This window comes from Bacillus sp. AP8, assembly GCF_000321185.1.
In the GTDB taxonomy this organism is placed as follows: Bacteria; Bacillota; Bacilli; order Bacillales; family DSM-1321; genus Bacillus_AD; species Bacillus_AD massilioanorexius.
Genome location: NZ_CAPG01000038.1, coordinates 54823 through 70329 on the forward strand (window position 1 = coordinate 54823; position 15507 = coordinate 70329).

Sequence of the window (15507 nt, forward strand, 5' to 3'; positions counted from 1 at the left end):
GTATTGCACTTAAACAGATGTATATGAACAGCGTTGTTGGTACACTTTTTCCATCTTAATACATATAAAAAGGTAATAGAGGACACCCTATTACCTTTTAGATTATATCATAAGTTACGTTGCTTTTCTTACTAAAAATGTCCCTGCCAATAAAAAAGTTGGTAGTGATGCTAATCCAATAATCATTAGCCAATCTTTAAGTGGAATAGCAACTGTTTTAAAGATTACTTGTAAAGGAGGATAATAGACTACTACAAGAACCATTACCATTGAAAGAATAACTGCCCAAACTAAATACATATTCCCGAACGGATTCCTTGCAAAAATATTTCTTTCACTTCGACAATCAAACACATGTATCAGTTGTGCTAAGCATAAGGTTACAAAAGCGATGGTTTGAGGATAATTTTCCTGATTCGGATTTAGATGCAAAGCTGACATAAATGCTATTAACGTAACTAGCCCTATTAAGAATCCTCTTGAGATTATTTTCCACCATAAACCTCTTGCAAACACTCCTTCTTTTGGATGACGAGGATTTCGTTTCATAACATTGCCTTCTGGTTGATCCAAACCTAATGCCATAGCTGGTAAACCGTCTGTAACAAGATTCACCCATAGAATTTGTATTGGAAACATTGGTAAAGGTAATGCAAGTAACATGGCAAATAACATAACAAGAATTTCCCCTACATTAGAAGCTAATAAGTATCTTATAAATTTCCGAATATTCTCATAAATATTTCTTCCTTCTTTAATAGCAGCTTTTATCGTAGCAAAATTATCATCTAACAAAACTAAGGAAGAAGCTTCCTTCGATACATCTGTTCCTGTAATCCCCATTGCAATCCCTATGTCTGCAGATTTTATTGCTGGAGCATCATTGACACCGTCTCCAGTCATAGCTACTACATGTCCCTTATTTTGTAATGCTTTTACAATTTTCAATTTATGTTTCGGAGATACTCGCGCAAATACAGCAACATCGTCCACAACGTTTTCCAATTCCTCAATACTCATTTCGTTTAATTCTTTACCTTCAACGACCAACTGATGCTCATTTAACACACCTAAATTTTTCGCTATAGCTGAAGCGGTCGTTACATGATCACCTGTAATCATGATGGTCTTAATTCCTGCTTTCCGACATTCTTCAACGGCTTCTTTGACTTCTGGTCTAGGTGGGTCAATCATTCCTTGTAAACCGATTAACGTTAATTCCTGCTCAATATCATTTTCATTTATGTATGCACTTTGAGATGTGAGCGGTTTATAACCAACCGCTATCGTTCTTAACGCATGGGAAGCCATATCATCAATGGAAATCTGAACTTCCTGCGCGATTGATTGATCCATTCGTTGAACTCTTTCATCCCACAAAATAGATTTACATTTTCCCAAAAGGACATCTGGTGCTCCTTTTGTAATGGCAAATTTTTTCCCATGCTCATCTTGTATGATGACACTCATCATTTTTCTTGTTGAATCAAAAGGAAATTCTTTAATTATTTTAAACTGTTTCATTAATTGGTGTTTAGTAATCCCAGCCTTTATGGCAGCAATATGAATCGCACCTTCTGTCGCACTTCCATCAATAACTAATTTTCCATCCTTTGATCTGACATCAGAAGAATTACATAACAAACCAAAAGTAAGTAGTTGTTGTAACGACTTAGGTAAGCTGTTTAATTCTCTATCATTTTCATAAAACGCACCTTCTGCTTCATTTCCCTTACCGCTTAGTAAGTACGTTTTACCACTATTCCAAATCGTTGTGACGGTCATCTTATTTTGAGTCATTGTGCCCGTTTTATCTGAACAAATAACAGATGCACAACCTAATGTTTCAACTGCAGGAAGCTTTCTAACTATTGCTTTTTGTTTTATCATTCTTTGGACGCCTAATGATAAAGCCACTGTAACGATAGCTGGTAATCCCTCTGGTATGGCAGCCACAGCTAACGAGACCCCTGCTAAAACCATTGTATAGAAATCATTACCTTGATATACTCCTAACCCTACCACTAATATCGTTAAAAAAATGGCTGCTACAATCAAAATTTTTCCTAGCTGTTCTAATTTATGCTGTAAAGGAGTAATCATCTTTTCCGCCGATTGAAGCATATCTGCGATGTGTCCCATAGCCGTCTGCATACCTATAGCCGTTACTATTCCAACACCTTTACCTCGCGTTACCATCGTTCCCATAAATGCCATATTTTCTTCATCACCAATGCTATGAATTGTATGGAAAACAGGGGAAGATGTTTTCGTAACAGCCTCTGATTCACCTGTTAAAGCGGACTCTTCGATTTCTAAAGAAAAATCTTCAATAATTCGTAAATCAGCACCTATTCGATCTCCGGTTGAAAACTTCAATATATCCCCAACAACCACTTCTTTTGCAACAATTTTAAGCCATTTCCCCTCCCGTAAAACAACTACTTGGGGAGCTGACATTTCCTTTAGCGCCTCTAATGATTTTTCGGCTTTTCTTTCCTGAAAGAATCCTAAAAATGCATTAATTACAACAATCGCAATAATAGCTATGGCATCCACATATTCTCCTAACAAACCGGATATTAACGTTGCTGCAAGTAACACCAATACCATAAAATCTTTAAATTGACTAAAAAACACGAGTAATGCAGATTGTTTTTCTCCTTCTTGTAATTCATTGAACCCATCTTTCTTTAATCGATGCCCCACTTCTTCCTCACTTAGACCACTTTTACAATTGGTGTTCAGAGTTCTTTCTAACTCTTTCACATTCATTTCTCTAAGCATCATGAATTTCTCTCACTTCCATTTCGTTACTATAAAGAGTTGTCCTCCTTTTAATCATGCTTATTCAGACTCGTCCAAAAAAATGCTATACTTATTTAGAAAAGCGGAAGCAACTAGTTTAGCCCTGACCAGCATAAGGAAAATTGGTTAGGAAGTCGCTTTTTAACCTTTTGGGCGGATTAACCTCTAAAGAGACCTTGGAAACAGAACCGGACTATGTTATCTCTATAATTCAAGCGATTGTAATACTTATTTAATGGTTGTTTTCTAAAAGATTGTTGCATTCCAATACGCTTGGTGAAGATAACCAGTGGATAAAAAGGTCGGTTGATTGGAGTATAAGATGCGAAACCCCTACGGAAGCATCCAGAAGCAGAATTTAAGCACTACTCACTCCTTAGTAGGCAACCAAGTATACGAAAACAACCTGTTTAATCAACGAATCTTTATGCTAAGATGAGGTCCATCTTAACTAGAAGAATGTTTCACTTTATAAAAAGAAAAGGAAGTTTTTTTATGGCATTCGATGGTCTATTTACAAAAGCAATGTGTGAAGAATTGACACATACAATAAATGGGGGAAGAATTAATAAAATTCATCAACCTTATCCAAATGAAATTATTATGATTATTCGAGCGAATGGTAAAAATCATAAATTATTACTATCTGCTCATCCCAGCTATAGTAGAGCTCAGCTAACAGAGGAAGCTTATGAAAATCCTCAAGATCCTCCGATGTTCTGCATGTTATTGCGCAAGCATCTAGAAGGTGCAATCATTGAAAATATATATCAAAAAGATTTGGATCGAATTATCATCTTCGATATCAAAGGTAGAAATGAAATAGGGGATATTAGCTACAAAAAATTAATTGTTGAAATTATGGGGCGCCATAGTAACATCATTTTAGTTAACAACGAAAACAACACTATTTTAGATAGTATCAAACATGTATCCTATGCAGTCAATTCCTATCGTGCTATTTTGCCTGGACAATTGTATAAGTTTCCTCCAGAACAAAACAAACTAAATCCAATAACGGCATCCGAAACAGATATACTAAAATCACTGGATATGAATGCTGGCAAATTAGACAAGCAGCTTGTCGCCCATTTTTCTGGCTTATCGCCTTTCATAGCAAAAGAAATACTTTTTAACAGTGGATTACCTACTTCAGATAACATCATAAAATCATTTTTACATGTTATGGAACATTTTCAACAGCAACAATATAAGCCATCTATTTTCTATACAAATAAAGAACATTTTTACTGTATACCTATTGCACATCTTGAGGGAACGTGTAAAACGTATACAACTTTAAGTGAAATGCTAGATCGATTCTACTTTGGTAAGGCAGCTCGTGATCGGATAAAACAACAAGCTCAGGATTTAGAACGCTTTATCAATAACGAAAAGGAAAAAAATGAAAAGAAAATAACAAAGCTACAAGTCACATTACAAGAAAGTGAAAAAGCAGAAGAATTTCAGCTGAAAGGTGAACTTCTTACAGCAAACATGTTTCAAATTACTCAAGGAATGACGGAAATTGACGTTATCAATTACTATGAAGAAGAAGGTAATACAATAAAAATTTCATTAGATCCACAAAAATCACCTTCTCAAAATGCGCAAGCCTACTTTAAGAAATATCAAAAAGCTAAACATGCGATTAAAATTGTCTCTGTGCAAATTGAACTAGCTAAAGAAGAAGTCATGTATTTCGATTCACTTTTACAACAGTTAGATTCAGCTCAACCAAGAGATATTGAAGAAATAAGAGAAGAACTTCAAGATGGCGGATATATTAAAGTTCGAAATAAAAAAGGGATGAAAAAGAAAAAAGATGCAAAACCAATTTTAGATGAGTATATTTCCTCGGATGGAGACCTCATACTTGTTGGCAAAAATAATATCCAAAATGAATTTTTAACAAATAAGCTTAGTAAAAGAGATGAGCTATGGTTCCATACGAAGGATATACCTGGATCCCATGTCGTTATACGTAATAGTTCTCCATCTGATACAAGCATACAAGAGGCTGCTACTATTGCTGCTTACTATAGTAAAGCAAAGGAATCTAGCCAAGTTCCTGTTGATTATACTCAGATTAGAAATGTTAAAAAGCCAAAAGGTTCTAAACCTGGTTACGTAATTTATGACAATCAAACAACGATTTATGTAACCCCAAATGCAGATATCGTTTTAAGTTTAAAAAAATAAAGCAAACCATTGTTCCACAAAGGAAATTTATTTAAGTAGAAGATAAAATAAAACTCCCTAAGATTGCATTCTAGGGAGTTTTATTTTGTTTACTGCGAGCCAATCCAATCTCTGTCATAAATCTACCAAAAAGTTCACAATATACTATCTTCTTATTATTCATAAAAAAATCTATAATTAAACTATCAAGTATTCCAGGAGTGATTACATGGAGATGGAAAACATTTTTGCGCAAATGCCTCAATTAGAAACCGAACGACTTATCTTACGAAAAATTACTATGAAAGATGCCGAAGATATGTATGAATATACTTCTCAGGAGGAAGTTAGTAAATATGTTACTTGGGAGGCTCACCAAACATTAGCAGATACGAAAGGATTCATACATTTCGCTCAACAAAAATATTACTTAAAGAAAGTCGCTCCATGGGGAATCCAATTAAAGCAAAGCAATAAACTAATAGGTACAATCGATTTTGTTTCCTGGGATCCTAAACATAAAATAGCAGAAATAGGCTATGCCATATCTAAATATTATTGGAGAAAAGGTATTACATCTGAAGCAGCTGAAGCTGTTATAAAGTTTGGTTTCAACAACATGGATTTAGTTAGAATTCAAGCTCGTTGTTTTGTAGAAAATATCGGGTCTCAACGGGTGCTCGAAAAAAATGGTTTTACATATGAGGGAACTATGAGAAAGGCCATATTTGTTAAAGGGCGACACCAAGATATAAAACTATATTCTATTCTTAAAGAAGAATTAACTACTAATGAATAGTAAAAAATAAAGGCCATAAAAAGGGAATTTTCATCACCTTTTTATGGCCTTTTATATGGGCAATTTTACGCTTCCATCCAAGCCGTTTCTGTTGGAGTTTCACGCCACTTTGTTAATTTTTGCACATCTTCCTCAGCAATATATCCTTTTTCTTGTGCGACTTCTACTAATGTTGAATAATTACTTAAAGAATGATTGACAATACCCTCAGCTTCTAACTGTTCTTTACCTTTTGCAAGTTCATACGTAAAAATTGAAACAACACCTAACACTTCACAGCCTGCTTCTCTTAGTGCCTGTACAGCTGTTATAACACTTCCGCCTGTTGAAATTAAATCTTCTACAACAACTACTTTTTGACCAGGTGCTGCAATTCCTTCAATTTGATTTCCTTTTCCATGCCCTTTAGCTTTTGAACGAATATAACACATTGGTAAATTCATTTGATCGCTCACCCAAGCAGCATGTGGAATTCCAGCTGTTGCAGTTCCAGCAATTAGTTCAGCTTCAGGATAAAATTTCTGAATTAATTGAACCAAACCTTTTGCAATATTTTTACGAACTGTCGGATATGATAATGTTAATCGATTATCGCAATAAATAGGTGATTTCATTCCAGACGACCAAGTAAAAGGATCATTTGGTTGTAAAAATACAGCTTTTATATCTAATAATTGTTCTGCAATTGTAACTTTCATTAATTAGTACCCTCCCAAGCATGTTTAACTAATCGATAGGCTTCAACTGGTGATGCTGCCTTTGTAATCGTTCTACCTACAACAATAGCATTTGTACCTAATAATCTTGCTTTTTCTGGTGTTGCAATACGTTTTTGATCATGAGCATCATCATCTGCCATACGTATACCTGGCGTAACAGTTAAAAAGTCATTACCTAACAGTTCATGAATTCTTTCAACCTCATGAGTTGAACATACAACGCCGTCTAATCCAGCTTCTTTGGCTAGTGTAGCATATGATAAAACGGACTCTTCTAAGCTAATTTCTATACGCTGGTCTTGCTTCATTTCCTCTTCAGTAGTAGATGTAAGTTGAGTCACAGCAATGATTAATGGACGTTGCTTACCTTGAGCTGTACCCTCGAGTAAACCTTCTAATGCTGCACTCATCATTCTCTTACCACCAGCAGCATGGACATTTACTAAGTCTACATCTAGTGTAGCCAGAACTTTCATCGCCTGCTTAACTGTATTCGGAATATCATGAAGCTTTAAATCTAAAAATATTTTATGTCCTCGATTTTTAATTTCTTCAATAATACTAGGCCCAGCACTATAGTATAATTCCATGCCAACCTTTACAAATAAACTCTCATTCTCAAATTGATCTAAAAAACTTGTCACTTCTTTTAAACTATTAAAATCTAATGCTACTATAAGTGATTTATTCACTATTTCCAGCTCCTTCCGATGCATTCTGTGATATGCCCATATCCTAATTCTTCAAGTAAAGCTGGAAGTTTTTCAATAATAGTTGGGCAAACAAAAGGATCCACAAAGTTTGCAGTTCCAACTGCTACTGCACTTGCTCCTGCATAAAAAAATTCAATCACATCTTCAGCATTCGTTATACCACCCATACCGATGATTGGAATATTGACTTGTTGACTAACTTCATGAATCATACGGATGGCAACGGGTTTAATAGCAGGTCCGGATAAGCCACCTGTTTTATTAGCTATTACTGGTTTTGCCGTTTTCAAATCTAATTTCATACCTAACAATGTATTAATCATTGTTAAACCATCTGCTCCACCGTCTTCAACAGCTTTTGCCATTTCAACAATATTTGTTACGTTTGGAGATAGCTTTACATAAACAGGTACTTGAGAAGCTTCTTTTACTTTTCTCGTTAAACGTTTGGCCGTTTCTGGATCCGTACCAAAGGCGATACCGCCTTCTTTAACGTTGGGACAAGAAATATTTAATTCGAGTGCTGAAACGTTTGTTGCAGTAGATATTTCTTTAGCAACTTCAACATAATCTTCCTCAGTAGAACCTGCGACATTTGCAATAATAGGAAGATCAAATTGCTCTAACCATTTTAATTCATTATTCATTACATGCTCTAATCCAGGATTTTGTAGACCTATAGCATTTAACATACCTGCATGTGTCTCAGCAACGCGTGGTGTTGGATTTCCAAATCTACTTTCTACTGTTGTAGCTTTGATCATAATGGATCCTAATACATTTAAATCATATAACTCACTAAACTCTTTACCAAAACCAAAGCATCCAGACGCAGGCATGATAGGATTTTTAAGTGATAAACCTGGTAGTTCTATCTGTAATTTACTCATAGGATCACCTCTCCCGAACGAAAAACTGGTCCGTCGCTGCAGACTTTTTTGTAATTATGACCTGGACGATTATCGTTTGTTTTACATACACATGCATAACATGCTCCAATTCCACAACCCATTCTTTCTTCAAGAGATAAGAATACTTTTTTATGAGAATAATTGTTTTCTAATGCTTTTAGCATTGGCGTAGGTCCACAAGAATATAAAATATCAAAATCTATCGCTTTTTTTTCAATAATATCGGTAACAAACCCTTGTTCACCTAATGAACCATCGACAGTCGCTATATAGGTATCGCCTAATGCAGAGAATTTTTCTTCATAGAATGCGACATTTTGGGACTGAAAGCCTAAAACGTGAATTACTTTAACTCCTTTTTCCACTAAACGTTGAGATAGTTCATAAAGTGGTGGTACACCAATTCCACCACCAACTAGAAGAGCTATCTCACCATTTCTAGCTTCTTCTATAGGAAAGCCATTTCCTAATGGTCCTAATACATCAACTGTTTCATTAGCTCTTTTTTCAGCTAATAATTTTGTCCCTCTTCCTTCTGCGCGATAGATCATTGTAAATTGATTTAATTTGGGATTAATAGAACAAATACTAATCGGTCTTCTTAGAAGTGGCTCAAAACTATCCGATACTTTAATATGAACAAATTGACCAGGTTGCTTCATCTCAGAAACGAGCTCACCCTGAAGGGTAAGCTCGAAAATTGATTGTGCAATTTCATTCTGACTAATGACTGTTAATCTTTCATTTTTCTTCATTAAATTGCACCTTCCTTTTGCAATTTGTGCATGGCTTCAGCTGAAAAAGTCATTGATTCAAATACTCGCAAAATCGCTTCAGCTGTATCAAGTGAAGTTAAACATGGTACTCCATTTTCAACTGACTCACGACGAATTCTAAATCCATCTCGTTCTGGTTGTTTACCTTTTGTTAACGTATTAATAACAAATTGTGCCTCGCCATTTCGAATTACATCTAGTAAGGTTGGCTCATCAGATCCGATTTTATTAACAATCTTAACCGGAATTCCTGCTTTTTGTAATAATGAGGCTGTTCCACTTGTCGCCAATAGTTGATAGCCAATGTTATGGAATCTTTTCGCTAACTGTAATGCTTCCTCTTTATCTTTATCCGCAATTGTTAATAGTACAGATCCATGCATTTTCATTTGAATACCGGAAGCTACTAAACCTTTGTATAGAGCTTTTTCTAATGTTGAATCTTTTCCCATTACTTCACCTGTAGATTTCATCTCAGGTCCTAATGTAATATCCACTCTTCTCAGTTTTGCAAACGAGAATACTGGGACTTTAACAAAGACACCATCTTGCTCTTTAACAAGCCCTGATTGATATCCTTGCTCTTTTAAGCTTTGTCCTAATATTACTTTTGTCGCTACATTCGCCATTGGTACATTTGTAATTTTACTTAAAAATGGCACTGTACGACTTGAGCGAGGATTTACTTCAATAACAAATACATCATCGTCTTTTACAACGTATTGAATATTCAATAACCCAATAATATTTAGTCCTCTTGCAAGACTTTTCGTATAAGCAATAATTTTATCTTTCACGATTTGTGAAATATTTTGAGGTGGATATACCGCAATACTATCGCCTGAGTGAACTCCAGCTCGCTCAATATGCTCCATTATTCCAGGGATTACAACATCTTTTCCATCTGAAATAGCATCAACCTCAATTTCTTTCCCTGTTACATAGCGGTCAATCAATACAGGATGCTCTGGATTTACTTTTACCGCATTTTCCATATAATGCAGTAGCTCCTGTTCTTTATAAACAATTTCCATTGCACGACCTCCTAATACATATGAAGGACGTACCAATACTGGATATCCGATATCTGTTGCAATGGTTACTGCTTCTTCAACCGATGTTGCTGTTTTCCCTTTCGGCTGTGGAATTCCTAGTTCGGTTAAAGCATGTTCAAATTTATCTCGGTTTTCAGCGCGATCTAAATCTTCAAGTGAAGTTCCTAGTATTTTCACACCACGTTCAACTAATTTATCGGCTAGGTTAATAGCTGTTTGACCACCAAATTGAACAACTACACCCTCTGGTTTTTCAAGATCGATAATATGCATAACATCTTCAATTGTTAATGGCTCAAAATACAGCTTATCCGAAATGCTAAAATCTGTTGAAACCGTTTCAGGATTGTTGTTAATAATAATTGCTTCATAGCCAGCTTGATTAATTGCCCATACAGAGTGAACAGTTGCATAATCAAACTCTACACCTTGACCGATGCGAATTGGACCTGAACCTAGTACGATTACACTCTTACGATCTGTTACAATACTTTCATTTTCTTCTTCGTATGTTCCGTAGAAATAAGGAGTTTCTGATTCAAATTCCGCTGCACAAGTATCAACCATTTTGTAAACAGGTGTTAATTGATTTTCTTTTCTCCAATTGTAAACATCTAATTCTGTTGAATTCCATAACTTCGCAATAGTAATATCCGCAAAACCGGATTCTTTTGCTTTTGTTGCTACTTCTAAATTAAATGGTGCACTTGCTACTTCTTTTTCTAGCTTAATAATATTCTCAAACTTTTTCAGGAAGAACAAGTCGATTTTGCTCCAAGCGTGAATAGTTTCAATTGTTACTCCACGTCTTAACGCTTCACCAATATAGAATAAACGCTCATCACCAGCTTTTCTAATACGCTTCTCAATTAACTCATCTGTAATCTGTTCGTCATCTTTTAAACCAAGATGATAAATACCAGATTCTAATGAACGTACTGCTTTTAACAGCGACTCTTCCAACGAACGACCAATTGCCATTACTTCACCAGTAGCTTTCATTTGTGTTCCAAGGTGGCGATTGGCTGATTCAAATTTATCAAAAGGCCATCTAGGGATTTTAGAAACTACATAGTCTAATGCTGGTTCAAAGCTTGCGTATGTTTTGCCTGTTACAGGGTTCATCATTTCATCTAAAGTTAATCCAACAGCAATTTTTGCTGCTAATTTTGCAATTGGGTAACCAGTTGCTTTAGAAGCAAGTGCTGACGAACGGCTTACACGTGGATTTACTTCGATAATATAGTAATTGAAGCTATCTGGATCTAGTGCAAGCTGAACATTACATCCACCTTCTATTTGTAGGGCACGGATAATTTTTAAAGAACAGTTACGTAATAATTGATATTCACGATCACTTAATGTTTGGCTTGGCGCAACAACGATTGAATCACCAGTGTGTACACCAACCGGATCAATATTTTCCATATTACATACGACAATTGCATTGTCATTGCTATCTCGCATTACTTCGTATTCGATTTCTTTAAAGCCTGCAATACTTTTTTCAATTAAACACTGTGTTACAGGGCTATGTTTCAATCCACTAGTTACGATTTCAATTAGTTCTTCTTCATTAGAACAAATACCACCGCCAGTTCCACCAAGTGTGAATGCAGGTCTTACTATAATTGGATATCCTACACGGTTAACGAACGTATATGCTTCTTCAAGAGTGTGAATGATATCACTGTCAGGTACTGGTTCTCCTAACTCATTCATTAGAGTTCTGAAAAGATCACGATCTTCTGCTTGTTCAATCGCTGAAAGTTTTGTTCCAAGAATCTCTACGCCACATTCTTCAAGAACACCCGCTTCAGAAAGTTCAACAGCTAAGTTTAGCCCTGTTTGACCTCCTAATGTGGGTAGCAATGCATCTGGGCGTTCTTTACGAATGATTTTACTAACGAATTCAAGTGTTAACGGTTCTATGTAAACAGCATCTGCTATTTCAGTATCTGTCATGATTGTTGCTGGGTTGGAGTTTATTAAAATAACTCGGTAGCCTTCTTCTTTAAGTGCAATACAAGCTTGGGTTCCCGCATAATCAAATTCCGCTGCTTGACCGATAATGATAGGACCTGAGCCTATAACAAGTATGCTTTTAATGTCTGTACGTTTTGGCATTATTTTTCTACCTCCGCTTTTGCTGCTTCAATCATGTTAATGAATTGATTAAATAATCCATTTGCATCCTCTGGACCAGGCGATGCTTCTGGATGATATTGTACGGTGAATGCTGGGTATTCCTTATGTTTTAAACCTTCTACCGTTCCATCATTTAATGCAATATGTGTAATTTCTAATGGTGTATTGCCTATCGAATCTTCTTCAACCGTATATCCGTGGTTTTGAGATGTAATCGAAATCTTACCTGTAGCTAAATCTTTTACAGGATGATTTGAACCACGATGACCGAATTTCAATGGTGCTGTGTTTGCTCCATTTGCTAAAGCGAATAACTGATGTCCTAAACAAATCCCAAACAGAGGTACCTTCCCTTGCACACCTTTGATCATTTCAATTGCTTGAGGAACATCCTTTGGATCACCAGGTCCATTTGATAACATAATTCCATCTGGACTTAAGTTCAGAATCTCTTCAGCTGTTATATTGTAAGGTACAACGACTACATCACAATCTCTTTTATTTAGTTCACGAAGAATTCCGTGCTTCATACCAAAATCAACTAATACAACTCGAGAACCTCTTCCTGGACTTGGGTAAGCTCTTTTTGTAGATACTTTCTTTACTTGGTCGTTAGGTAAAACCGTTGCCTTTAAAATTTCAATAACATCTTCTGGTTTTTTTTCAACATTCGTTAAAGCACCTTTTAATGTACCGTATTGACGGATAATTCTTGTTAATTTTCTAGTATCAATCCCTGAGATTCCAGGAATTTTATTACGTTTAAAATACTCATCTAACGTACATTCATTTCTCCAGTTAGATGGGAAATCTGCCACTTCTTTTACTATAAATCCTGAAATAGCAGGTGTAATCGATTCAAAATCATCTCTATTAATTCCGTAATTTCCAATCAGTGGGTATGTGAGGGTAACGATTTGACCGCAATATGAAGGATCCGATAACACTTCTTGATATCCTGTCATTCCAGTATTAAATACAACCTCTCCCATTCTCTCAACATCCGCTCCGAATGCTTCCCCTATGAATACTGTTCCATCTTCTAAAATCAGTTGTCTTTTCATGCTTGAATGCTCTCCTTCTGCCAAACTACTTTTCCTTCGACCATTGTTAATACTGGCCATCCCTTACAGTTCCAACCTGCAAAAGGAGTATTGATTCCTTTAGAGGCAAATTCTTTAACATCAATTTCTTTCTCTTCATTTAAATCAAGTAACACTACATCAGCTAGCTTCCCTTCTTGTAATGTTCCATATGGAAGCTTAAATGCTTCTGAAGGTTTACTTGTTAAAAAGCTTAATAATTGCTCTAGTGTAATAATGTGCTTTTCTACTAAATGTGTGTAAAGAAGAGGAAATGCTGTTTCCAAACCAACAATTCCAAATGGCGCTAATTCGATTTTCTCAGCTTTTTCTTCTGCTGTATGAGGCGCATGATCTGTCGCAATAAAATCAATTGTTCCATCTAATAATCCTTCAATTAATGCTGCATGGTCTTTCTTTCCTCTTAGCGGTGGATTCATTTTATAGTTTGTATCAAGACCTGGAATATCATCTTCACAAAGTAACAAATGATGTGGTGTAACTTCTGCTGTTACTTTGATCCCAGCTCTTTTAGCATCTCTTACCACTCGCACCGAGCCTTCTGTACTAATATGGCAGACATGATAGTGACAATCTGCCGCTTCAGCTAAAAGAACATCTCTGGCAATTTGAACCGATTCACAAACAGATGGTATACCATTTAGCCCATGCTTTTTAGAAAATTCTCCTTCATGCACACAACCTTTATTAATCAACGTATTTTCTTCACAGTGCGCTACAATAGCTGCATCTACTTTTGCGGCATTTTTCATTGCTTCTAACATCATTGCCGCTGATTGTACTCCAACACCATCATCAGTGAAGGCAAATGCACCAGCTTGTTTTAATTCATCAAGATTTGTTAACTCCTGACCTGCTTCACGTATTGTAATAGAACCATATGGTAAAACGCGTACAACCGCAGTTTCTTCGATACGTTTCATCAAGTTAGTCATATTTTCTTTTGTATCTGGAACTGGACGAGTATTTGGCATTGCAGCAACAGTTGTAAAACCACCACGAGCTGCTGCTTTAGTACCAGTTTCAATCGTTTCTTTCTTCTCCCCACCTGGCTCACGTAAATGAACATGTAAGTCTACAAAACCTGGTGATACTACTAATCCAGTAGCATCAATTATTTCACAGTCATTATCGTTAATTTGGTCAGCAATCTCAACAATATATCCGTTATCTATTTTTAAATCCTTTGCTTCTAGTTTGCCTTCATTATTAAACAATTGACCATTCTTTATTAAAGTTGCCATTGATAATTCTCCCTTCAGCTTTTGTTCCTTTTAATGCTCTCTTAAGTACAGCCATACGAATAAAAACACCGTTTTCCATTTGTTTAAATATTCTAGAACGTTCACATTCTATTAACTCTTCATCTATCTCTACATTACGATTGACTGGTGCAGGATGCATAATGATGCTTTTCTCTTTCATTTGTCTTTCTCGTTCCTTCGTAAGTCCATATCTTTGTAGATATTCTTCTTTACTTCCAACCATTTCCTCATCATGACGTTCGTGTTGAATTCTTAATAACATTACAACATCTGATGTTTGAACAGCTGTATCTATATCTTCATATTCTCCAGTTCGAATTGTTTCATCAAACCACTCTTGTGGGCCTGAGAACACAACAGTTGCTCCCAATCTTGTTAAAGCATCGGCATTTGAACGAGCAACACGACTATGTCGTATATCACCAATAATCGCTACTTTTAATCCTTTAAAACTGCCAAACTCTTGAACTATGGTTAATAAATCTAATAGACATTGTGTTGGATGATGTCCGCAGCCATCTCCAGCATTTATTATAGGTATATTTACCTTATTGATTAGCTGATTGAAGTATTGATCTTCATAGTGGCGGATTACCACTGCTCCTACTCCAATTGATTCTAAAGTTTTTACTGTATCGTAAAGCGTTTCACCTTTTTGTACACTAGAAGTCGATACTTCAAAAGGAATTACATCTAATCCAAGTTTTCTTTCAGCTACTTCAAAACTCACTTTCGTTCTTGTGCTGTTTTCAAAAAATAAATTAGCCGTAAATGTCTGACAATTTGGTGTCCATACATCCCCGTTTGCGAAGTTTCTTGCATCATTTAATATTTCATTAATTTCTGTAACAGATAACTCATTAGTTGTTAATAAATGATTCATTAGTGTCTTCCTCCTTTACGAATTAAACGCAAAACTTTCTAAAAAAGCACCCTAAACATTTGATTTAGGGTGCTTTTTTAAATAGCTCGTACTTCATATACAATCCATTACAAATTGTATATGAAGTGTACGTTCTATTTTTTTTA

Annotated in this window: 11 protein-coding genes; 2 read left to right on the forward strand and 9 right to left on the reverse strand. The window is 35.7% G+C overall.

Features of this window, described 5'->3' with window-relative positions; all coding sequences use genetic code 11:
* Positions 1-114: 114 nt before the first annotated feature.
* Positions 115-2790: a cation-translocating P-type ATPase gene (locus tag BN349_RS11025; protein WP_026089279.1), complete on the reverse strand. Its 2676-nt coding sequence runs from the start codon at positions 2788-2790 to the stop codon at positions 115-117.
* 513 nt (positions 2791-3303) lie between these two features.
* Here BN349_RS11025 and BN349_RS11030 point away from each other — a divergent pair.
* Both BN349_RS11030 and BN349_RS11035 read left to right on the forward strand, forming a co-directional pair.
* The gene (locus tag BN349_RS11030) at positions 3304-5010 is read left to right on the forward strand and encodes an Rqc2 family fibronectin-binding protein (RefSeq protein WP_019242370.1); all 1707 of its coding nucleotides are present in this window, start codon (positions 3304-3306) and stop codon (positions 5008-5010) included.
* A gap of 208 nt (positions 5011-5218) precedes the next feature.
* Positions 5219-5788 carry a GNAT family N-acetyltransferase gene (locus BN349_RS11035; RefSeq protein WP_019242371.1) on the forward strand — a complete coding sequence of 190 codons (570 nt, stop codon included), beginning with the start codon at positions 5219-5221 and terminating at the stop codon, positions 5786-5788.
* Positions 5789-5853: 65 nt separating this feature from the next.
* Here BN349_RS11035 and pyrE read toward each other — a convergent pair whose 3' ends face one another.
* The 8 genes from pyrE to BN349_RS11075 are packed head-to-tail and all read right to left on the reverse strand — an operon-like array spanning position 5854 to position 15361.
* Complete coding sequence (gene pyrE, locus BN349_RS11040) at positions 5854-6486, reverse strand: orotate phosphoribosyltransferase (protein ID WP_019242372.1); 633 nt, start codon at positions 6484-6486, stop codon at positions 5854-5856.
* Entirely contained in the window at positions 6486-7199 is a 714-nt protein-coding gene (gene pyrF / locus BN349_RS11045; protein ID WP_019242373.1) for an orotidine-5'-phosphate decarboxylase, read from the reverse strand. The genes pyrE and pyrF overlap by 1 nt, the downstream gene beginning before the upstream one ends.
* Positions 7199-8110 (reverse strand): dihydroorotate dehydrogenase, encoded by a 912-nt coding sequence (locus BN349_RS11050; protein ID WP_019242374.1) that lies wholly within the window; start codon positions 8108-8110, stop codon positions 7199-7201. The genes pyrF and BN349_RS11050 overlap by 1 nt, the downstream gene beginning before the upstream one ends.
* Positions 8107-8886, reverse strand: coding sequence for a dihydroorotate dehydrogenase electron transfer subunit (locus BN349_RS11055; protein WP_019242375.1), 780 nt, complete (start codon positions 8884-8886; stop codon positions 8107-8109). Before BN349_RS11055 ends, BN349_RS11050 begins: the two co-directional genes overlap by 4 nt.
* Positions 8886-12089 (reverse strand): carbamoyl-phosphate synthase large subunit, encoded by a 3204-nt coding sequence (carB, locus tag BN349_RS11060; protein ID WP_019242376.1) that lies wholly within the window; start codon positions 12087-12089, stop codon positions 8886-8888. The genes BN349_RS11055 and carB overlap by 1 nt, the downstream gene beginning before the upstream one ends.
* Entirely contained in the window at positions 12089-13174 is a 1086-nt protein-coding gene (locus tag BN349_RS11065; protein WP_019242377.1) for a carbamoyl phosphate synthase small subunit, read from the reverse strand. The genes carB and BN349_RS11065 overlap by 1 nt, the downstream gene beginning before the upstream one ends.
* On the reverse strand, positions 13171-14457 hold the full coding sequence (locus BN349_RS11070; protein WP_019242378.1) for a dihydroorotase: 1287 nt from the start codon (positions 14455-14457) through the stop codon (positions 13171-13173). Before BN349_RS11070 ends, BN349_RS11065 begins: the two co-directional genes overlap by 4 nt.
* Positions 14423-15361 carry an aspartate carbamoyltransferase catalytic subunit gene (locus tag BN349_RS11075; RefSeq protein ID WP_019242379.1) on the reverse strand — a complete coding sequence of 313 codons (939 nt, stop codon included), beginning with the start codon at positions 15359-15361 and terminating at the stop codon, positions 14423-14425. Before BN349_RS11075 ends, BN349_RS11070 begins: the two co-directional genes overlap by 35 nt.
* Positions 15362-15507: the final 146 nt, after the last annotated feature.